The sequence below is a fragment of the Cytobacillus oceanisediminis genome, from assembly GCF_003182355.1.
In the GTDB taxonomy this organism is placed as follows: Bacteria; Bacillota; Bacilli; order Bacillales; family Cytobacillaceae; genus Cytobacillus; species Cytobacillus oceanisediminis_A.
This window is the reverse complement of the sequence record NZ_QGTW01000004.1, coordinates 332,197-353,272: the sequence shown is the minus strand read 5'-3', so window position 1 is coordinate 353,272 and position 21,076 is coordinate 332,197. Positions and strand designations below refer to the sequence as shown.

Annotated in this window: 23 protein-coding genes; 7 read left to right on the top strand and 16 right to left on the bottom strand. The window is 41.4% G+C overall.

What is annotated here, in order from left to right:
- Window positions 1-373: 373 nt before the first annotated feature.
- Together DFO73_RS10640 and DFO73_RS10635 are read left to right on the top strand one after the other, a co-directional pair.
- Window positions 374-904, top strand: a complete 531-nt coding sequence (locus DFO73_RS10640; RefSeq protein ID WP_110064814.1) for an undecaprenyl-diphosphatase — start codon at window positions 374-376, stop codon at window positions 902-904.
- A 101-nt stretch (window positions 905-1,005) separates the two neighbouring features.
- Window positions 1,006-1,527 carry a MerR family transcriptional regulator gene (locus DFO73_RS10635; RefSeq protein ID WP_110064757.1) on the top strand — a complete coding sequence of 174 codons (522 nt, stop codon included), beginning with the start codon at window positions 1,006-1,008 and terminating at the stop codon, window positions 1,525-1,527.
- 141 nt (window positions 1,528-1,668) lie between these two features.
- Here DFO73_RS10635 and DFO73_RS10630 read toward each other — a convergent pair whose 3' ends face one another.
- The 3 genes from DFO73_RS10630 to DFO73_RS10620 form a co-directional block, all read right to left on the bottom strand.
- The gene (locus DFO73_RS10630; protein WP_110064756.1) at window positions 1,669-2,430 is read right to left on the bottom strand and encodes a DeoR/GlpR family DNA-binding transcription regulator; all 762 of its coding nucleotides are present in this window, start codon (window positions 2,428-2,430) and stop codon (window positions 1,669-1,671) included.
- A gap of 135 nt (window positions 2,431-2,565) precedes the next feature.
- Window positions 2,566-3,159, bottom strand: coding sequence for a sulfite oxidase-like oxidoreductase (locus DFO73_RS10625; RefSeq protein WP_110064755.1), 594 nt, complete (start codon window positions 3,157-3,159; stop codon window positions 2,566-2,568).
- Between the two features lie 101 nt (window positions 3,160-3,260).
- Window positions 3,261-4,574 carry a Na+/H+ antiporter family protein gene (locus tag DFO73_RS10620; RefSeq protein WP_110064754.1) on the bottom strand — a complete coding sequence of 438 codons (1,314 nt, stop codon included), beginning with the start codon at window positions 4,572-4,574 and terminating at the stop codon, window positions 3,261-3,263.
- A 168-nt stretch (window positions 4,575-4,742) separates the two neighbouring features.
- Between DFO73_RS10620 and DFO73_RS10615 the strand changes: the two genes are divergently transcribed.
- A complete protein-coding gene (locus DFO73_RS10615; RefSeq protein WP_110064753.1) occupies window positions 4,743-5,000 on the top strand; it encodes a hypothetical protein in 258 nt (85 codons plus the stop codon).
- A 114-nt stretch (window positions 5,001-5,114) separates the two neighbouring features.
- Here DFO73_RS10615 and DFO73_RS10610 read toward each other — a convergent pair whose 3' ends face one another.
- Together DFO73_RS10610 and DFO73_RS10605 are read right to left on the bottom strand one after the other, a co-directional pair.
- Window positions 5,115-6,617, bottom strand: a complete 1,503-nt coding sequence (locus DFO73_RS10610) for a leucyl aminopeptidase (RefSeq protein ID WP_110064752.1) — start codon at window positions 6,615-6,617, stop codon at window positions 5,115-5,117.
- Between the two features lie 96 nt (window positions 6,618-6,713).
- Window positions 6,714-7,091 carry a DUF309 domain-containing protein gene (locus DFO73_RS10605; protein WP_110064751.1) on the bottom strand — a complete coding sequence of 126 codons (378 nt, stop codon included), beginning with the start codon at window positions 7,089-7,091 and terminating at the stop codon, window positions 6,714-6,716.
- Window positions 7,092-7,253: 162 nt separating this feature from the next.
- On the opposite strand from DFO73_RS10605, the gene DFO73_RS10600 reads away from it, so the two are divergent.
- From DFO73_RS10600 to DFO73_RS10590, 3 genes are all read left to right on the top strand, one after another.
- Window positions 7,254-7,895, top strand: coding sequence for a hypothetical protein (locus DFO73_RS10600; RefSeq protein WP_110064750.1), 642 nt, complete (start codon window positions 7,254-7,256; stop codon window positions 7,893-7,895).
- Between the two features lie 169 nt (window positions 7,896-8,064).
- On the top strand, window positions 8,065-8,541 hold the full coding sequence (locus DFO73_RS10595) for a divergent PAP2 family protein (protein WP_110064749.1): 477 nt from the start codon (window positions 8,065-8,067) through the stop codon (window positions 8,539-8,541).
- A 15-nt stretch (window positions 8,542-8,556) separates the two neighbouring features.
- Window positions 8,557-9,342, top strand: a complete 786-nt coding sequence (locus DFO73_RS10590; protein WP_110064748.1) for a cobalamin-binding protein — start codon at window positions 8,557-8,559, stop codon at window positions 9,340-9,342.
- 162 nt (window positions 9,343-9,504) lie between these two features.
- Here DFO73_RS10590 and DFO73_RS10585 read toward each other — a convergent pair whose 3' ends face one another.
- The 5 genes from DFO73_RS10585 to DFO73_RS10565 form a co-directional block, all read right to left on the bottom strand.
- Window positions 9,505-10,218: a 3D domain-containing protein gene (locus tag DFO73_RS10585; protein WP_110064747.1), complete on the bottom strand. Its 714-nt coding sequence runs from the start codon at window positions 10,216-10,218 to the stop codon at window positions 9,505-9,507.
- A 202-nt stretch (window positions 10,219-10,420) separates the two neighbouring features.
- Complete coding sequence (locus tag DFO73_RS10580) at window positions 10,421-10,744, bottom strand: YuiB family protein (protein ID WP_110064746.1); 324 nt, start codon at window positions 10,742-10,744, stop codon at window positions 10,421-10,423.
- Between the two features lie 377 nt (window positions 10,745-11,121).
- A complete protein-coding gene (locus tag DFO73_RS28600) occupies window positions 11,122-11,247 on the bottom strand; it encodes a YuiA family protein (protein WP_158638743.1) in 126 nt (41 codons plus the stop codon).
- Between the two features lie 160 nt (window positions 11,248-11,407).
- Complete coding sequence (locus DFO73_RS10570; protein ID WP_110064744.1) at window positions 11,408-11,899, bottom strand: NUDIX domain-containing protein; 492 nt, start codon at window positions 11,897-11,899, stop codon at window positions 11,408-11,410.
- A 121-nt stretch (window positions 11,900-12,020) separates the two neighbouring features.
- On the bottom strand, window positions 12,021-13,238 hold the full coding sequence (locus tag DFO73_RS10565; RefSeq protein WP_110064743.1) for an NAD(P)/FAD-dependent oxidoreductase: 1,218 nt from the start codon (window positions 13,236-13,238) through the stop codon (window positions 12,021-12,023).
- A gap of 394 nt (window positions 13,239-13,632) precedes the next feature.
- Here DFO73_RS10565 and DFO73_RS10560 point away from each other — a divergent pair, with 394 nt between their 5' ends.
- Window positions 13,633-14,631 carry an NAD(P)/FAD-dependent oxidoreductase gene (locus DFO73_RS10560; protein ID WP_110064742.1) on the top strand — a complete coding sequence of 333 codons (999 nt, stop codon included), beginning with the start codon at window positions 13,633-13,635 and terminating at the stop codon, window positions 14,629-14,631.
- Window positions 14,632-14,984: 353 nt separating this feature from the next.
- Here the strand turns inward: DFO73_RS10560 and DFO73_RS10555 are convergent, their stop codons facing one another.
- The 6 genes from DFO73_RS10555 to DFO73_RS10530 form a co-directional block, all read right to left on the bottom strand.
- A complete protein-coding gene (locus DFO73_RS10555) occupies window positions 14,985-15,347 on the bottom strand; it encodes a HesB/IscA family protein (protein ID WP_110064741.1) in 363 nt (120 codons plus the stop codon).
- Window positions 15,348-15,629: 282 nt separating this feature from the next.
- The gene (nhaC, locus tag DFO73_RS10550; RefSeq protein ID WP_258309379.1) at window positions 15,630-17,054 is read right to left on the bottom strand and encodes a Na+/H+ antiporter NhaC; all 1,425 of its coding nucleotides are present in this window, start codon (window positions 17,052-17,054) and stop codon (window positions 15,630-15,632) included.
- Window positions 17,055-17,325: 271 nt separating this feature from the next.
- Entirely contained in the window at window positions 17,326-17,607 is a 282-nt protein-coding gene (locus DFO73_RS10545) for a YokU family protein (RefSeq protein ID WP_110064739.1), read from the bottom strand.
- A 3-nt stretch (window positions 17,608-17,610) separates the two neighbouring features.
- Complete coding sequence (ablA, locus tag DFO73_RS10540; protein ID WP_110064738.1) at window positions 17,611-19,023, bottom strand: lysine 2,3-aminomutase; 1,413 nt, start codon at window positions 19,021-19,023, stop codon at window positions 17,611-17,613.
- 59 nt (window positions 19,024-19,082) lie between these two features.
- Window positions 19,083-19,559, bottom strand: coding sequence for a GNAT family N-acetyltransferase (locus tag DFO73_RS10535; protein ID WP_110064737.1), 477 nt, complete (start codon window positions 19,557-19,559; stop codon window positions 19,083-19,085).
- A gap of 12 nt (window positions 19,560-19,571) precedes the next feature.
- Entirely contained in the window at window positions 19,572-21,068 is a 1,497-nt protein-coding gene (locus DFO73_RS10530; RefSeq protein WP_258309378.1) for a M81 family metallopeptidase, read from the bottom strand.
- Window positions 21,069-21,076: the final 8 nt, after the last annotated feature.

Sequence of the window (21,076 nt, the reverse complement as noted above, 5' to 3'; positions counted from 1 at the left end):
AATGCGGGGGAAGAGATTTTAAAGGAGGTACTTCAATGTTTTTTTGGAATTACGCCAATTTTGTTAAAAGCGGCTATACTGTAAGTGCTTATATGGGCTTCGCTTCCCTCGTCTTCAAAGATTTTTTTAGAAAATAATACCGTTAGGACCATGCTATTGCTGCATGGTTTTTGTTTTTAAAAAAGATATATTTAGCCAATTTGAATTTTATCTGCTAAAAAATAAATACCGCGGAATGTTACTTATATCCGCGATTATTAATATACATTTTGACCTGCAAACGGAACAGCTTCAGCAATTCCGAAATAGGTTTGAGTTATTAAAGGTAAAGTGGCAAATATTAAGGGTATTAAGGCTAAAGGAGATTTTAAAAATGGACGTAAAAATTTTCAACGCAATAAACCGGATATCCGGCCGTTTTGCCCCCCTGGATCTTCTGATGATTCTCATTTCAAATAAGGCAAGGTATGTATTTTTATTTACACTGGCAGCTATGTGGCTGGCGAAAGGACCGGCAAGGAGGACAGCAAAAAAGGCAGCGTTTGCTTCCCTGCTCGCACTGGTCCTGAACAGGATCATCAAGCTTTTTTATTTTAAACCGCGGCCATTCGTCAGAAGCAAGGTCGGAATTCTGATTCCATCAAAAAGAGATTCCACTTTTCCAAGCAAGCATACAGTACTGGTGTTTGCTGCTTCTGTTGTCATCCGAAGCGGTAACCGATTTATAGGACGTGTTTTGTGCTGGCTTTCAGCCCTAACAGGCTTTTCCCGTATTTGGGCAGGCCACCATTATCCTTCCGACATAATTGGGAGCGCCTTAATTGGGAGCGCTGTTGGCTGGATTACCGATAGATGTTTCAAAATGGATTCATCTGAAGAAAAAGAAGAATTCAAAAAAATGTAAAATTAACACTTTCTTTGCCGAAAGAGAACTTGTTTTGTCACCTGGGAAGGACTTCCCGTTTTCAATAGAGAATTGGGTTTGGAAAACGGGAGGGGATCAGGATGAATACGAGTGCTGTAGCCAAATTATTAGGAGTTTCGCCAAGCACTGTGCAGCGATGGGTCAAACAACTGGAACTCCGGACGGAACGAAATGAATTGGGGCATTATTTATTTACGGATGAAGATATTGATCTGTTAAAGCAGGTTCAAGATCAGCTTAACCAGGGAATGATTTTGCAGGAAGTAACCGTGAAGGGCAAAAAGGCCAGAAAAGGAACTGTACAAAGCGAACTAACGAACCCGGCCATGGAAAAGGTTTTATTAAAAATAAGCGAACTCGAGCAGCGACTTAACGGAAAAGCAGATGATGTTGTCTCTTATCAGCTGCTTCAGCACCGCAGTGAAATCGAAGAATTTCAGAAAGAGATTGAACAGCTGAATAAACGGATAGAAGCACTTGAAGCCAAGCAAGCTGGAAACAGCCGAAAAATACCGGCTGATACTCTTTTGGTTTTTGATCAGGATAAGCCAAGGAAAAGGCTTAAAAAGAAAAATATCTTTTCCATGCTCTTTGGATTTTAGTTGGATGGCTGCCTCCTCTCTTACACAAAAAAGCGTTACAGCTGGCTCTCAGCTAGTAACGCTTTTTATGGTTAAGGGAATGCTTCAGTTAGAGAGCACAGGCCGTCACGCCCCAATCGGGTTACGCCGGCGCCTATTTGATTAGCCCTCTGCTATCAGCAATTCCACATTAAACCTCTGCAATATGTCAATAAAAGCTTTATCGGGCATTTTATCCGTTATAAGAAGATCAATATCGCTTAACTCCGCAAACCTGAAAAACTCGGTTACACCGATTTTTGTATGGTCAGCAAGGACAATTACCTGGTCCGCCTGGCTGATCATTTTTCTTTTAACCATACCGTCTTCCTCATGAGCAAGAGTAAGGCCGCTCCCCGAAAGGCCTACTACTCCAATGAATGCTTTATCCACTTTATACTGGGACAGTTTTTCGATAACAGAAGAGCCGTATAAAAAGCGGTGCTCTTTTTGCAGCATGCCGCCAAGCAGCAATATATCCGCATTGGGGTTTGATGAAAGTATTTCCGCCTGGTTAATTGAATTAGTCATAACAGTACAAGGAATTTCCCCCATATTCTCGGCACATGCCTGAACGGTCGTGGAGGTATCCAAAATAATTCTTTCGCCGTCATGGATCAGGGATGCTGCCCTTTGCCCGATTCTTTTTTTCTCGGAGGAAACCATCTTTAGCCGATTGGCATAATCCTTTATTTCATGGCGGGGAGTTGGCAGAATTGCTCCCCCTCTCGTCCGAACAATCTTCTGGTCCTCTTCAAGCCTAACCAGATCGCGCCTTGCCGTGTCTCTGGATACATCAAACAATGTACAAATTTGATCTGCTGAAATCCGCTTATTGTTTTCCAGATAATTCAAGATCGCTATCAATCTTTCTTCCTGGTACATAATTAACCGCCTGCTTTTTTAAATGGAATTGCTTTTCAGTAAGTATTTATAAGTAACTAACTTCATTATAAGCGTTTTTCATAAGTGTTTTCAAGTGTATATAATGAAAAAAATCCTCAAATGCTTATGATGGTGTTAATCCCAGCTGAAACGCTGTTCTTTAAAGGGATTTCCATAATTATGGTACCCGTTTTTTTCCCAAAATCCCGGCTTATCAGATTCTGAAAATTCAATGCCTCTTACCCACTTGGCGCTTTTCCAAAAATAAAGATGGGGAATCACTGCACGCAACGGAAATCCGTGCTCAGGTGTTAATGTTTCACCATTATGTGTATGTGCCAGCATGCTGGTCTCCTTTAAAAAATCTTCAATCGGAAGGTTAGTTGTCCATCCCTCTTCTGCATGGAGGATCACAAATTTCGCAGCCTCTTTTACACCTGCAAGCCTGGCCAGATCTGCAGCGGAAATTCCTTTCCATGCATTATCAAGCTTTGACCAGCCAGTAACACAGTGGATGTCATTTTTGTACTCAGTCTGCGGCAGGTTCATTACTTCGTCATAAGACAAGGAAATCTCCTTTTCCACTTCCCCAAAAATCTTTAGAGACCATTCCTGCATATTGCTGTAATATGGAACATTTCCATAATGCAGTACAGGAAAGGCAGTTGTAACGTTCTGGTTGGGCGGTACTCTGCCGGAAACCGTCTTTCTTACTTTGCCAAAATACACTGCAGCCACCTCGGTTCGTTTTTCTTTATGGTAACCTACTTTGAAGGCGGTTAAAAGTATATAGAAAAGCGGCTTCTCCTATAAAGAGAAGCCGCTTTTAATTAAAGAATAACTGCTGCAAGCCATCCGAAGAGGATAAGCGGAATGTTATAGTGCATGAATGTTGGCACACAAGTGTCCCAGATGTGGTTGTGCTGTCCGTCAGCGTTCAAACCTGCTGTTGGTCCTAAAGTACTGTCAGATGCCGGGGATCCGGCATCTCCAAGCGCTGCCGCAGTTCCCACTAATGCAATTGTCGCCATTGGGCTGAAGCCAACCTCAAGTGCAAGCGGAACGAAAATGGTTGCAATGATTGGAATCGTTGAGAAGGAAGAACCGATTCCCATTGTTACAAGCAAGCCTACAAGAAGCATAAGCAATGCTGCAAGTGATTTATTGTTGCCAATGATTCCTGCTGCCTGCTCAACAAGCCTTTCCACATCTCCCGTTTCTTTTAAAACATCAGCAAATCCGAAGGCAGCAAGCATCACAAACCCAATGAACGCCATCATCTTCATGCCCTCTGTTAATAGCTGGTCAGCATCCCGCCATTTAACGGCACCACTGATATAAATAACCAAAATTCCTGTTAGAGCGCCAAAAATCATGGAATCAAGCTGCAGCTGAACAATTAATGCTGCAACAATCGCAACCAGAGAAAGAATAATACCAGCTTTTGAATATTCTCCTCTTTCCGTCTCAACGATTTCAGTTGTTTGATAGTCTCTTTTCTTTCGGTAAGAAACAAAAATCGCAATGAGTAAACCCACAACAAGACCTGCAGTCGGAATCAGCATTGCTTTTGGAATGTCAGACATATTTACCGCCAAACCGCTGCTTTCCATATTTTCTGCAATGATTCCTTGGAAAATTTGGCCGAAGCCCACCGGCAACAGAATATAAGGTGCCGTCAAACCAAACGTCAGTGCAGACGCAATTAATCGCCGGTCAATTTTCAACTCATTCATGACCTTCAATAAAGGGGGAATTAAAATAGGAATAAACGCAATATGGATCGGAATCAGGTTTTGGGAAAAAATCGCCATCATTAAAATAGAAAATACGATAAGTGCTTTTGATAAAGTCTTCCCTCTGGACTCGCCGTCCTTGCCGACTTTTGCAAGAACCCATTCTACCATTAGATTTGGAAGTCCTGTTGCCGAGATCGCAATCGCAAAACCACCTAATAAGGCGTAGCTTAACGCAACTTCAGCGCTTCCTCCAAGTCCGTTTGAAAAGACCTCAATCGTTTTATCTATGCTTAATCCGCCTGCCAGCCCGCCTGCTAGTGCGCCCGCCACAAGGGCAAGAACCACATTTACACGTAAAAGGCTGAGAACAAGCATAATTAGAACTGCAAGTACAACTGCATTCATGATGCAACCCTCTTTCTGTTTGCTTTGTTTTTATATTTTGCTTTACTCTGCTAAATCGGTAGAGAATTAAAACACAAGTATTAAACTATCATATCCGCTCTTTTCATGTCAATCGGTTTTTAATAGATTGATATTGGGAGTTTGGACCAGAGGAGGAAATAGGGCTGGATGCTGGAAGATTTACGAAAAATAGAGGAGCAGCGGACCGTAAGATGCATAGTTATCTATCTGCCCGTAAATCCTGCAGTTTGGCCGGTATTTTGCCAATTTTGGCCGGTAAATTACTCACCATGGCTGGAAAACGTTCTTATTCTGCCTGCTTTCTTAATGTTAAACTCGGCCAGAGACGAATTTAAGCTGAATTTTCACGGATATGGAGTACAAAATTTGTTTTTGAACGTTCCAACCCCATATATTCACGAATAACTTTCTTTTAACCGCGATATCCGCGAAATTCCCGTTTTATCCATGAAAACGATTTTACCTGCAAATTCTTTCCCAATAAAAAACTCCGGATTCCTCCGGAGTTCTAAGAATATCTTATTTAGTTTCAAATCTTTCTACCAGCAGTGCCAGTGTGCGGACCATTACGCCTGTTGCGCCTGATGGACCAAGGTCATAGTTTTTCGCGGTTGTAGCTGTGCCTGCAATATCGAGGTGCACCCATGGCGTGTCTTCGGCAAATTCGCCAACGAAGCCTCCACCCATGATCGCATGTCCGGCACGGCCAGGGGAGTTGTTCAGATCAGCGATTTTGCTGTTTCTGATTCTTTCCTTGTCTTTTTCAAAAAGCGGCAAGCGCCAGATTGGCTCGCCTGCCTCATAGGATGCTTCAAGCACCTGCTCGAACCATTCTTCATTATTGGCTAAAGCGCCAGTTGTTTCCTCGCCAAGCGCGACGATCACACCGCCTGTCAGTGTTGCTACGTCAACCAGGTAGTCCGCTCCATGATGCTTTGCATACGTTACCGCATCCGCTAGAGCCAGACGGCCTTCCGCATCTGTGTTAAGGACTTCAATCGTTTTACCGCTCATGGATGTGATGACATCATCTGGCTTGAAGGCTGTTCCGCTGATCATATTATCGGTTGAAGGAATGACAGCAACTACGTTTTGCTCAGGCTTTAGCTCACCAATCACTTCCATTGCGCCGAGCACGGCTGCCGCACCACCCATATCGCTTTTCATGCCGACAATGCCGTCCTTCGGCTTAATGGAATAACCGCCTGTATCAAAGGTAATCCCTTTGCCGACCAGACCAATTACGTCTTTCCATTCTTCCTTGCCCTGATATTTAAGGACAATCATTTTAGGAGGCTCTGCTGATCCCTGGTTAACTGCCAAAAGGGCACCCATGCCAAGCTTAAGCATGTCTTCTTTATCAAGGATTTCAACTTCGAATCCGTATCTCCATGCAAGCTCTGACGCGTAATTTGCCATATCTGTAGCTGTCAGCATATTCCCTGGCAGGTTCACGAGTGTACGGGCTGAGTTCGTTCCCTTTCCGTATGCATACCCAACAGTTAGGGATGCTTTAACATCTTCTTCATCCGCTGCATCGCTATAGACCACAACGCTTTCAATTTCTTTTTCCGGTTCATTCGATTTCTGTTTGTAATCTTCAAATTTGTATGTAGCAAGAGCAAAGGCTTCGCTGACTGCGTGGGCTGCATCAAGCGCATCTACTTTTTCGCTTGTAAAAGTGTCAAGGTATACCGCTGCATCCAGAAGCTTATAAGATTTCACTTCTTTAAAGGCTTTTCCCAATGCTTCACGCAGAAGCTCAAAGCTATACTCTTTTTCCTTACCTAGACCTACTGCAATTAAGCGTTTTGCGCCGATTTTTCCAAATGTATGTATTTTTGCAACTGCTTTTTTCCTTGCAGAAATATCCCCGCTTTTCACAAGCTCTGTCAGCTGACCGTCAAACTGCTCGTCTGCACCGGCAAGAACACCTTCAAACTTGTTTGGTCTATCAAACACACCGACAATCAGGCATTCGTGTTCAGCAGAATAATTAAATTCCTGTTTTACTGAAAACATCTTTACACCCCCATAATAACTAATGTACTTCATCTTATTATATCGAAAATACAGAATTATTTCGACTATCTAATTTTATGAACACACTACTTCTGCCTAATCCTCCAGATACAATACGAGCTGAGGCAGATTTGGAAGATTTCCAACCTCTTCAAAAGGTACCCGATCAATTTTTTTCGGAAAAATAGAGAGACATTCTTCAATAAACCTGTAGACATGCTCCAAGTCGAGCCCCCAATGCTTCGGCCGGTACGGCTGCAGGTAGTCGCGGGCCGCCTGCATCATAACCCTTGCCCCTTTAACATTGCCATACTCATAGTGATAAATGCTTACACTCATTTGCAGCAATCCTTTAAAAAAGAGATTGCCCTTGTCTGTCATCCACATTTCCTCAAGGAGGTCGTGGCACGTATAGTAGTCACCTTCATTAAAACTTACGAAGAACTCGTAATATTCAATCGGGTAATCTTCCAAGAGAATCCTCTCCCACAACATTTTATAAGTCCCTAGACCAGTGTTACTGCCCATTTTAGCAAAAGGAAAGAACATTCGCACATTTACAGCATCCAACACATTCTCTTAATGATATTCGGGCATAAATGGGTAAAGAAGATTAGAGATAGAAAGGAGAATTTTATGGACACGATTTTATTTGCCGGATTCGCCATCACTTATACACTGCTTTTCGTATGGGCACTGGTTTTGGCAAAAAACAGCGGTTCAGTGAGTGCTGCATTCTTGTTGCCCGTTATCGCCGGCCTGATTTATGATAACGGTATTTTGGCAGCCGGCCGTTTTATCGGAGAGGGGCATACGCTTGAAAACCTGAATTATGCCCGCTTCTGGATTCATGCCTTTTTCACACCTCTGCTTGTTTTTTATTCTTGGATTACCTTGAAGCAGGCAGGCATTGATTGGGCCAGAAAAGGCTGGCTGAAGACTATAGTATTTCTGCTGACTGCCGGGTTAATGATGTTCGGGCTTTTTACAGAAGTGTTTGGTCTTAAACTAGAGCCGCAATGGGAATACAATGTCCTGAGTTATAGAAGTGCGGAAACCGAGAGCAGCCCCCCAATCATGGTGCTGGTCGTTTCTGCTGTTTTGCTGGCATCCTCAATCATGGTTTGGCGCAAACAAAAATGGTTTTGGTTTTTTGCCGGATCTTTTATCATGATTATCGGGAGCGCCATAAAGCTCCCAATTGAAAGCACAGCAGCTGTCAATGCGTTTGAATTAATCCTTTTACTTTCCCTAACTGCTACATCACATTTTCATTAACGGGCAGGCTCTTCATAATGCTTCCATCAGAACTGCTTGCAGGAAGAAGAAAACTGTTAGAGAATATTAGATATAAGTTTTAAGAAATTTCAGCTAATCTGCTGAACTGCATTTTGTAAAAAAATGCAGGCTCCAATGAAAGCATCATACAACTTAAAGGTGGTCTCAAATGGAATTATTGACAAATTTTCCCTTATGGTCTGCACTCGCAGCCATCTTTTTTGCTCAATTTGTAAAAGTGCCAATTCAATTTATCGCTACCAGACGAGTTAATTGGTCACTGCTGACGAGTACCGGGGGGATGCCAAGTTCCCACTCTGCAGCGGTTACCGCCCTTTCCACTGGGGTAGCACTTGAAACCGGAATGGGCTCCGCTGTGTTTGCCATCTCTGCCGTTTTTGCCATCATCACGATGTTTGATGCTACCGGCGTTCGCCGCCAGGCGGGAGAACAGGCCATTGTCCTGAATCAGCTTGTTGCCGATTTTAATAAATTTGTTGAAGAAGCAAAGATGTGGCAGAAGAAAGAGGGACAGGAAAAACAGAGAGAATTGAAAGAACTGCTTGGCCATAAGCCAGTTGAAGTTTTATTTGGCGGCTTAACCGGCATCCTATTAACTTTATGCCTTCATTATTTATTATCCTGAAAGGTGTGAGCTGAAATGAAAATCCTTTCTTTATGCCCGAGCAATACAGAGTTAATGGAATATTTAGGGTTTACGCATATGCTGGCAGGTGTAGATGATTACTCGGATTGGCCTGATCAAATAAGCGGGCTTCCGCGGCTGGGGCCCGACTTGTCCATCAATATGGATAAGGTTGAGGAATTGAAGCCTGACCTGGTGCTTGCATCTTTAAGCGTACCGGGTATGGAAAAGAATGTGGAGGAGCTGAAAAAAAGACACATTCCCCATATTGTTTTAAATCCGCAAAGCCTTGAGGATATTGAGCAGGATTTAATCACAGTTTCCGAAAAAGTCGGAAAACCTGAAGCAGGCATTTCTGCCGCTAAGGGCTTTCGGGCAAAAACAGAAGAACTTAAGAAAATCTCAGCAGGTATAAAGGAAAAGTCCAGCTTATATTGGGAATGGTGGCCAAAGCCTGTTTTCACACCAGGAAAAATCAATTGGCTCACAGAGATCAGTGAGATTGCAGGAGCTAAAAATTTATTCAGTGATGTTGAGCTTGCAAGTGTTCAGACCGATTGGGATGATGTGCTGAAGAGACAGCCGGATTATATTTGCCTCGCCTGGGTAGGGGTCAGAAGGGAAAAGGTAAATCCGGAAATTGTGTTGAAACGTCCCGGCTGGAGCGAGTTAGAAGCAGTAAAGCAGAATAAGATTCTTGTCCTTGAAGAAGAACTCTATTGCAGGCCATCCCCACGGTTGATTGAAGGAGCCGTTGGATTAGCTAAGAAAATTCATCCAGAGGCATTCTCTTCGTTATAAAACCAGGCTGTATTAAAGCTAAACATTGATTTAGCACTTTTTGATTGGAGCGGAAATCAATACTCAAGTTTAGCAGATCCTGAAGCTGAAAAAGGCAAATCCGTTTTGATTGCGGATTTGCCTTTTTCATCTACTACTTTCAAGCGTTCATTAAACGCTTTTTTATTTTTGCTCGGATTTAATATATTTCTGCCTAAAAACCTGCATCGATTCATTTTCATTCAGTATTCTTAAATCTTCTTCCGTCAGGGTGCCATCGCCCATTTCAATGATATAGACATCAAGCGTCTTTTTTCCCCAATTATTATAAACATCATCGACCGTTTCATAATAAAGGTCCAGTTTATTTCCTTTGATGGCCCCGCCTTTATCGGCCACGACGCCATATCCATATCCAGGAACAAACAGAATTGTCCCAATCGGAAAAACATTTAAATCTGCTGCGACAGTAGAATATAAATCTCGTTTAACTTTAACACCTGAGTATGTAATGCCGAATGACGGGTGATCGGGATTTTTACCCGTGGATTCAAAATATGCCGTATATCCCGTCGCAATCACTTGCTTTGTCTGATATTGCGTCCAGTCAATCGATTCCTCCAAGGTTGGGGGCTGACTCGCCACCGCTTCGCTTGCAGAAATCTTTGGATCCAGACTGGCTGCACGCTGCAAAAATTTAAAGGCTACACCAACCGATTTAAATGTATGATCAAAACCTGAACGCTCATCCTTGCCAGCTTGTTCAGCTTCACTTTGATAAAAGTTAACGATCGATCTCGCTTCTACTCCAGATATCGAGTGAAAAGTCGTTAACAATGCTCCTAAAAATAAAGCTGACATGATAGAACGCTTTGTCCATTTCTTTAATCTGTTCATCTAATACACTCCTCCCAAAGTTATTCATTTCCCATCTTTCAGAGAAATATTCATAACTTTAAGGAGCAAAAGGCTTCCAGCAAGCATTTACAGACAGCAGAAAACCAATGATGCCAAGGGCTGATCCATTTTGAGCACACTATTCAAAAAAAATAAAAAACCCCTGCTATTAGCAGAGATTTAGTTTATATGAATGGAATTTTTAAAACATACGATAACCCTTTTTACGGAGCAGCCTTATTGTAATTCCAGCGACAATAGCCCCTGCCATCCCGCTGCTTAAAATGAGGATATCCGCCAAAGCAAGGCTGGATAACTCGACACCCAGACTTGAAAGGGCTTCACCCGTATTTTGAAAATATTCAATAAACCGGACCTTATCAATAATAAAAATCGCAATAATCGGATAAATAATGGCCATAATCCAGGACATTCTTAATAACATATTCAATATAAAACCTATCCCAAAAAACAGCACAAAAAACAGAAGCATAGAGATAGGCAAAACGAAAATCGTCATTTGCATGAACTTGTTTCCTCCCTTAACACATCAATAATTAGTGTACTTAATGTGGATTAGGGAGTCAATAAGAAAAGCACATGTACATAAAAGTCCCCAATTTTTGGACGACAGCTCTAAATAGAACTCCCGTCCTTCGGGCAACATACTTATTTTTCCAAATCTCTGCGAACTGGCCTGTTGAATTCTACTCCAGGCACTCAGCGAACCGATGGCGGTCTGGGAGCCTCCTCAAGCATTAAGCCTGTGAAGTCTCCCTTTAACTCGCTTTTGCCGCTGATGTCTTGCACCTTCCGTTCCAATCAACAGGCTGCCACTATCAACAACGAGCTTTAACAGACTCTTTTCAAAAGAAAAAACTTCGCTTCCCGCGAAGTTTCATCTTAGTCTTTTTTCTTGCCTGTACCGCCGCAGCATGAGCAGGTTTCTGAACCTCCCAATAGTAATTGGAAATATCCTTTACCTGAACAATACATACACTCTTTATTTTCATAATTCTTAGCTGCCATTTCGTTCATCTCCTTCGTTTTTTTGTAACTGAATTTTCTGATAATATACCAAGGATACGAATAAATGAAAAGCTTCAAATTTCTTGAAAAACTATCAATGGAAACGCATACAAGCATGTTTTGCTTCTGAAATCTCGCTGTATCTCAAAATTTCAGAAAATTATAAAAATACCTTGTAAGCTGTATAGCCAAATGTATCCCCCGGGTTAATTCCGTCTATTAAGGGTTTTACAGAGGAATCCGAAGAATTTAATATGTATTTTAGAAGGACAGAAGCATCCGGATCGCTTGCAAGCTCCCTCGGGTCACGGTATTGCACGTCAAAAAGCTCGCTCTCCTGAACATTTAAGGATTGCCCTGGCTCTGCTTCCAGCATAAAAAGGATCATATTATCACTGACTTCCCCTTTTATGACTCCTGTCCGCAAGCCAATCATGCCTTTCACTGTACATTTTACCCCTGTTTCCTCCTCAATTTCCCGAACTGCAGCTTCATCCGCTGTTTCTCCCGGCTCCACAAATCCAGCAGGCAGCGACCATTTTCCTTTCAATCCGCCGTATTTCTTTTTCACGACAAGCCACTTGCCATCATGAGTAATAACAAGCCCCGAAACAGCCAGCCAGACTTTACCTCTTTTAGGTTCCACTCCCATCTGATATCCCCCTTTTTAAAATATTGTATCATGAGCTTGATGGGATAGCTCTTTTATTAGGCATTAAAAAAGGGACAGACCTAATAGTCTATCCCTTCACTATTGTATAAGAGCAGTTATATTAAAGAACGTTGAATTTACCTTTTTTCAATACAAGGGAAGGTCCGCCAATCATATATAGAGCACGGTTATCAACCATTTTCTTCATAAATGATGCTTTGGAGCCAACCATCTTTTTGCCAAATGCAACACCAATTGCATCATCTTCACCAAGTGAGCAAACTGTTCCTTTGATATCAGGAGTGAATGTTTCCATCTCAGTCTTGTTTCGGATTAAAGCAGTTAAGTTTCTTGCACATACTTCACCCTGCTGCATAGCAATCTGTGCAGTAGGAGGATATGGACGGTTAATTTCTTCATTAATGATTAATGAGCAGTCACCGATGATAAATAGGTTGTCATGACCAGGAGCTCTTAAATCAGGCTGAACTTTTACACGCCCGCGCATTGCTTCAATCCCGGAATTTTCAATAATGGAGTTTCCGCGCACACCTGCTGCCCATACAACTGTTCCAGCTTTAATTTCTTCTACTTCATTTTCGCCTTTTCCAACGATGATGCCTTCTGGCGTAGCTTCCTTAATAGCCGTTCCGATCATGAATTGTACGCCTTTTTTCTCCAAGTGGGAAACAGCATAATTAACAAGCTCAGGATCGAATCCAGGAAGTACCATTGGCGCTGCTTCCACACATATTAATTTTACCTTATGGTAGTCAACATCGTACTCTTTGCAAAGCTCAGGAATACGGTTTGCCAATTCTCCAAGGAATTCAATTCCTGTGAAACCAGCTCCGCCGACAACGATTGTCAGGCGCTCGTCCTTCTTTTCAATTTCTGTATTATAAGTAGCAAATTGATACTCAATATGTTCGCGGATTTGGCGTGCTGCATTCACATTGACGATTGAAAATGCATGCTCTTTAAGCCCTTTGATTCCGAATGTTTCAGGCTCTGCGCCAAGGGAAACAACTAGATAATCATAGTCAATTTCGCCGCTCTCCATGATGACTTTCTTTTCTTCTGTTTTAATTTCCAGAGCAGTTCCCTGAACAAACTCTACCTTGTTGCGGTCGATAACATCTTTAATATCGTAACGTACACGATCATGATGAAGTGTTCCGGCTGATGCCTCATGCAGCCATGTTGTTTCGTAATGATAGTCATTTTTATTCACTAATACGATTTCTGCTTCATTCGTTCCTACAGATTTTTGCAAACGGGTTGCAACCATTAATCCGCCGTAGCCCGCACCCAGGATAACAATCTTTGGCTTTCTCAAGTGTATCACTTCCACCTTTTTTAAGTATTTTCTAATGTTTTTCTTATCTTCCGCTGCTTTATATTTTTTATTTCAAAAAATATAAAAAACTTTGTGATGTTATTCACGAACAAATTCAAAAAAATGACTTGAAATTGTCACAAAATATTAACATTATGCCTACAATACATATTATTCTACTTCCAATTGTTTTTCAAGCCTTAAAAAATAGTTGAAAAACTTAAAAATTTCGAGACTTTTTTAAGAGAATATACGTGTTTTTGATTATAAACCCTTTTGCTATCCTATTAGAGAGTTTTTATTATTCATAATATTTACCACGATTAGTGAGGTTTTTTTTGATTTATGATAAAATATAGATTGGAATTGCAATACATACTTGGGGGGATATAGCATGAAAGAAGATCAAAAAGTATATGACATAACCATTATTGGCGGGGGGCCAACTGGTTTATTCACTGCTTTCTACGGGGGTATGAGACAAGCTTCAGTAAAAATAATTGAAAGCTTGCCGCAGCTTGGGGGACAATTATCTGCTCTTTATCCTGAAAAATACATATATGATGTTGCTGGCTTCCCGAAAGTCCGCGCTCAGGAATTAATCGATAATCTGAAAGAACAAATGGCTAAATTCGAGCCGACTGTATCTCTTGAACAGTCTGTTGAAAAATTAGAAAAGCAGGCAGACGGCACTTTTAAGCTGACAACTAACAAAGAAGTCCACTATTCCAAAACGATCATTATCACTGCCGGAAATGGCGCGTTCCAGCCACGCCGCCTTGAACTGGAAAGTGCTGCACAATATGAAGGTAAGAACCTTCACTATTTCATCGATGACTTGAATAAATTCGCTGGCCAGAAAGTGGTTGTATTCGGAGGCGGAGATTCTGCTGTTGACTGGGCATTAATGCTTGAGCCAATCGCCGAAAAGGTAACCATTGTTCACCGCCGGGATAAATTCCGCGCACATGAGCACAGCGTAGAAAACCTGCAAAACTCCAAGGTGGAAATCAAAACACCTTACGTACCTGCGGAGCTAATCGGTGACGATGAAGGAATCAAGCAAGTCATTCTTGAAGGCGTAACAGACAAAGAAAAAGAAGTGTACGATGTTGATGCCGTAATCGTTAACTACGGCTTCGTTTCCTCACTTGGACCAATCAAGGAATGGGGATTTGAAATCGAAAAGAACTCAATTGTTGTTAACTCCCGAATGGAAACAAACGTTGAAGGCATCTATGCTGCCGGCGACATTTGCACATACGATGGCAAAGTGAAGCTAATCGCCTGCGGATTTGGTGAAGCACCAACTGCAGTCAACCATGCCAAATCCTTTATCGATCCAAAAGCAAAAGTACAGCCAATGCACAGCTCTTCCATGTTTGGGAAATAAGAATACGAAAGGGTGGCCCTTGATGGGGCCACCCTTTTTTGCTGGAATGAGATGATTAGTCTGGTCCGTATACTGTTTGCGTTGAAAATCCGATTTGGCGTCGATTAAGAGAGACTTTTATCGGGATTGGTTATGCGTCTTCCAACCTGCTTTAGTGTCTTTTCAGCTAATTTTTGAGTCCCGCCAAGCACATTTGCGCCTGGCCGATTTTTTGAGCCGTTCGTGACGTATTATGTGTCAATTCGGTACTGTATGCGTCACATCGGCCAACTTATGCATCAGCTTGCACGGCTTGTGCGTCACTTTTTAACATCACTCGTTGAATTACGGGGTCTAAGGATCTCCTGCCCCGATCAGCACTCTTCAGGCGTACCAGTATTTGTTGCCGTACGGAAGGATGATCCGCAGCCGCATGATGCGATGGCGTTCGGATTCTCGATGGTAAATCCACCGCCCATCATGGATTCTTTGTAATCAATTTTTGTGCCTTTTAAGATAGGCGCATCTTCCTTGCTGACAAGGACCTGAATGCCATGGTGTTCTGCCTGGATATCATTTTCCTCGACTTCATGGGCAAATCCCATACCGTATGAAAGACCGCTGCAGCCGCCTCCCTTTACCGCCACACGCAAGAAAGCATCTTCTTCTTCGTTTTGTTTCATCATTTCTTTTATATGCAAAGCCGCTGCTTCTGTAATTACCACTACTTGTTCCATTTCATTTCCCTCCTGTCAATGTAAGGATACCTCTATATTCATAGTATATACAGTAAATGTTATGCGCTCAACTTAAGAAGCTTAACTATGTTATCTAAACTTTCCATCACTCGCCAAAATCAGTTCTACTTACTTAGTTTTAAATTCAGCCTGATTTACATACCCGTATTTAAGGATGAACGAACAAGAAAAAAAACTGACTTAAAAAGACATGTTTAAATGACCTTTTAAGTCAGCCTCCTTTACGCTGTCCTTTCCAAGGAAAGCAAAGGTTGTTTTTTCTTATACAGCATCTTCCACTTCATTTGTGATTCTTTTTGCATTTATATCTGACAGCTTGACTACAGAAAAGCCAATCATTGAAAAAATAATAGAAATAATAGGAACCGAAAAATTTAAAATAGCATATGGGGCATAAGCAAATGCAGAAACGCCTAATGTACCGAATATGAAAACTCCACAGGTATTCCAAGGAACAAAAACGGACGTAATGGTTCCGCCATCTTCTAAAGCACGTGAGAGATTCTTTGGATGCAAGTTTCGATCCTTATAGGCCTTGGAGTACATACGAGATGGTACAACAATGGATAGGTATTGGTCAGCTGATGCAATATTGGAAAAAAACGCTGTCAAAACGGTGGAAGATAGTAATCCTTTGTCTGACTTTACCAACTTTAAAATTTGCTTTACAATCGCTTCTAGCATTCCGACACTCTCCAGTACACCTCCAAAGGCAGCAGCAACCAGAATTAAAGAGAGGGTATACATCATGCCATCAATGCCTCCGCGGTTCAGCAGGGTGTCCACCATCTCATTTCCCGATTCCAGGGTAAAGCCTGCCTGCAGAGCAGTAACGGCTTCCCCTACTGAACTGCCCTGTATGAAAACCGAAGCCAATGAACCAAGGATAACACCTAAAATAAGAGCTGGAAGAGCCGGGACCTTGCGTGCAACTAGAACAATAACAATAACAGGGATCAGAAGAAGAAATGGAGAAATTAAAAAGTGCTCTTGCAGGGTTTTCAATACACTGTCTATTTCTCCGGTCCCAGTTGTTGCAGATGAAAATTGTCTCCCAAGATACCAATAGACGCCAAGTGCAATAATGAGTCCCGGGATTGTGGTATAAAGCATATGCCTAATATGTTCAAACAAGTTCGAACCTGATAGGCCTGATGCTAAAACCGTAGTATCAGATAAAGGTGACATCTTGTCCCCAAAATATGACCCGGAAATGACAGCCCCTGCAATCATGGGAGCAGGAATCCCCATACTCATACCAATTCCCATTCCTGCTACCCCGATTGTAGCCATAGTAGACCAGGAGCTGCCGATAGCCAAGGATACAACACTGCAAATTATTGTAATAGCCACCAGAAAATAGGATGGGGATAGCAGCTTTAACCCGAAATAAGTCATTGATGCGATAACTCCGCCGCCGATCCATGATCCAATAATCATTCCAACCACAATAAGAATCAGCACAGCAGGTAAAACTAAACGTATCCCTTTGTATAATCCTTCTTCGATATCCTTCCAGCCATATCCAACTCTCCATGCGATGAAGGCAGCGATCAATGTACCAAAGATTAGCGGAACATGGGGACTGCCCTCAAAAACGATTATCGTAATAGCCATGGCAGCCATCATCGCAGCCAAAGGTAAAATAGCCAAACTAAAGGAAACTTCTTTCTTTTTAGTATCCAAGTGTTTTCCTCCTTCATTGAATATGGTGCCATTCCAGGTATTTGTGAAAGTTTCCAGCCATTTAATCATAAAATACAAGAAAATGGAATATTTTATCTCAATATTCAGATTATTTAATCCGAATTAATCCTAATTGGCGAATCTTACAAACTATCTTTCAATTATAGAAAAAATTTATACGTTCCAAAAGACGGCAGTTCTCCACTGGAACAGCTCGTCTTTCAGAACGAATCCTCTTGCCCTTCATTAATTCTGCCGTGAAAAAGATTTACTAGTTATTGCTGAAATCAAAATAGTTTCTTTTTAATAAGCGAGGCTTTGACATTAATTCTCCATAGCTTAATTTTTTCTCCATATTACGTGTATCAATTAAATAAAGTTGATCTTCAATGGCTTTTACTGTTTCTTCTGATTGGTAATTCATTCCGCAACTTTGGCAATAGATTGATGGAGTCTCATTTATTTCAATAGACAGTTTCCCATCAGGCAATTCCCAAAAAACAGTATCTCTTGACTCTGCTACGATTCCTTCCTCACACCATTCACAAATCAAAGCTTACTCCCCCTTGCTTCCTGCACCGGCAAAGTACTTTTTCAATTGTGTTTGATATTTTTTCTCCTTTAACTCATCACGTTTATCCCGTTTGTTCTTAAGTGAATCATGGTTAGGGTTTTCTTTATAGGATTCACGTTTGTCCAATCTTTTTAGTCCTTCCGGCACGATATTGAAACTCTTATCATCCAGAATCGATAAAACGCCAGTGCTTTCATAATTTTCGTAGACTTCAGGGTATAACTTATTATAATAAGAATCCGCCTTACCAGGTTCGTAGGTGCTTGGTTCCGGATAAGAGGTAATGACCCCTTCAAAGTTTCGAAGAACGACTTTACCTGCACTTTGTGAAATGATGTAATTTGGCTGAAGCGGTATTTTGCCTCCGCCACCTGGTGCATCTACAACAAACGTTGGCACTGCATAGCCTGATGTATGCCCTCTCAAGCCTTCCATAATCTCTAAGCCTTTACTAATTGGTGCTCTGAAATGCCCAATCCCTTCGGATAAATCACATTGATAAATGTAATAAGGGCGGACTCTAATTTTGACTAAATCATGCATCAGTTTTTTCATAATCGGGACGCTGTCGTTAATACCAGCTAATATAACGGATTGGTTACCTACTGGCACTCCGGAGTTTACCAGCATTTCACATGCGCGTTTTGATTCTTCAGTGATTTCAATCGATGTATTAAAGTGTGTATTTAGCCAAACTGGATGATATTTTTTTAGGATATTACATAAATTTTCTGTAATTCTTTGAGGGAATACAACTGGTGCCCTTGTCCCGATACGAATAATCTCAACATGCGGAATATCCCTTAAATTTTTAAGAATGTACTCTAAAATATTGTCGTTAATTAATAAGCCGTCCCCACCGGAAATTAACACGTCCCTTACTTCAGGAGTTTCGCGAATATACCCGATTGCTGCGTCTAATTGCTTTTTAGGAACGCCCATTCCTATTTGGCCGGAAAACCTTCTTCTTGTACAATAGCGGCAATACATGGAGCATTGGTTAGTTACTAGAAATAATACTCGATCCGGGTATCGATGGGTTAATCCTGGTACAGGTGAATCTTCATCTTCATGAAGAGGGTCCTCTAAATCATATCTTGTTTTATTAATTTCGCTTGAAATTGGTACAGATTGCATGCGGATTGGACATCTAGGATCATCCGGATCCATTAAAGAAGCATAGTAAGGTGTAATATTCAATGGAATTGTTTTTGTAGAAATTTTAACTCCTTCTTCTTCATCAGGCGTTAAATTAATGATTTTTCTCAAGTCTTCTACATTTTTGATTGTGTTGGTAAGCTGCCAAACCCAATCATTCCACTGCTCATCTGTTACATCCTTCCACAGTTCAAATTCCTTCCAATGCTTTTTAGGTTTATAAAGTTGCTGTAACATATTGTTCCCTCCTAAAATAGGTTTTTTATTTAAATCCTAAAATCCAGAAATGATTACTATCAGATTTCCTTCTCCATATAATATCGGTCTTCACCTGCACCAAATTCAGAAAATCTGGTTCCTTTGATCTTAAACCCTGTTCGTTCGTATAGCTTTACAGCACTAGTATTACGGGTGCTGACAGTTAAGCAGACTTTCTTAAAGCGATCTTCTTTTAATATAGGGAAAATATCTCCTAAGAATTTTTTTCCGATCCCTCTGCCTTGCTGATCAGAACGAACATAGAATCCAAAAATATAAGCCTTGTTAACATCCTTGTAGTCCCTCATTAATTCACAGACTGCAATGGGCTTTGAATCTCCTTCCTCCCGATAAAGAATGATTTTTCCATATCTGGCCAAAGGAACAAGAGTCTGTTCATCGATGGCACCAATTCCAGGAAAGGCATCCTTCTCCATGGCCATCATAATCTGTAGCTGATCCGGGTTTAAGGAAGAAGGAACTTCAATGTAAAATGATTTCTCGGCTATCGTCATGTATTTTCCCTCCTAATGTAACGAGTAGGTTGGGCTCTTTAAGGGCCACATATTTTCCGGTATATTCCGATAATTGAAATTTAATAGGTTATTAGACGATACACCTGGTGCATCTACGTAAATCACTTTGCTAACCAAGGGATCAAAAGCTGCCCGAAAATGATTTTTTGCCTTTAAACCAAGAATTTTTTTGTTTTTTGGTTCAATCCCTATGTGGCGAAACAATTGAGGATCGTTAGCTGACATCGGCCTTCCAATAAGTAAGATATCAACTTCACCGACCCGGATATGTGCAGCTCCCTTAACATCCACTCTTAGATGTTCGTTCATGGGTCCGGTATTAAAAAATACTCCATCTGATAAAGCGATTACCTTAGCCATAACAGGGACAGGGAGCCCGAACTCAGGAGAGGTTTTCCCCCCGAGATTCAATTGGACCATTTGATTTACACCGGCCTTATTACATGCTTTTATAGATTGAGGGTCAGTTAGTGCCCCAAATAATGAATTTGGAACATTTGCTTCAATCATCTCTCTTAATAAAAGAGTTGTATCTCCGCTTCCACAGCTTAAAGGATTATCAGATATATCAGCCAGTACAATCGGTTTATCCGCATTCAGAGATAACGCAAGCTGTAATCCTTCTTTTGCGCTTGGAAGCTTTACGATGAATTCCTCTCTAATATCCCAGTATTGCTTTGCAAGAAAATCAGCTGTATCTTCAGCCGCTTTTTTGCTCCTACCGATAACATGGACACTTGCACCAGCCATCGGGATATCTGAATAAGGAAAACCGCCAAAAACGGACACATTTGCGATTTCTTCCTTGCTTTCCATTTTAAAAGCCAAATCGATCATTTCCTTCATGGGACCTTCTTCCGTCCTCATATTGATAGAAGGAGGCATCATTGGGAGCTTCCGGAAGGCTGAATAATAGCTCGCGTCTCCCCTGAGATGTTCGGCTAAAATTCTGGCAGCATTTATTCCTTGTTCATACATATCGGTATGAGGATACGTTTTAAACCCGAAATGATACGGTGTGTAACCCATCATTTTCTCACTTAGATTAGCGTGCATATCAAGCGTAGTGGCGATTGGTGTCCCAGGACTCAATTCCGATTTGATTTTTCCCATTAATACCTCTTCAGGATCAAACATGTCTTCAACGACCATCGCACCATGTAAAGCAAGTAACATTCCATCCAGGTGTGAAGCTTGTTGAATTGAATTGAGCATATCCTCCTCTATCATCATGTAAGCTTCTTTCGAAACAATACCTGATGGAGTAGCAGCTGCGCATAATAATGGAACGATTTCAATATCCTTTTCCTTGCTAAGCTGATCCAGGAACCCGCCAACTTCCGTCTTTGTGCCTTTATAGGCTTTCACAATTTGTTTGCCTTTAAAATACCCTTCATTTTCAAAATCGCTAATTTCAGTTTTCAAAGGACTAAAACTATGTGATTCATGATAGAAAAATGCGATTCCAATACGATAAGTCTTCATCATTTGTCACA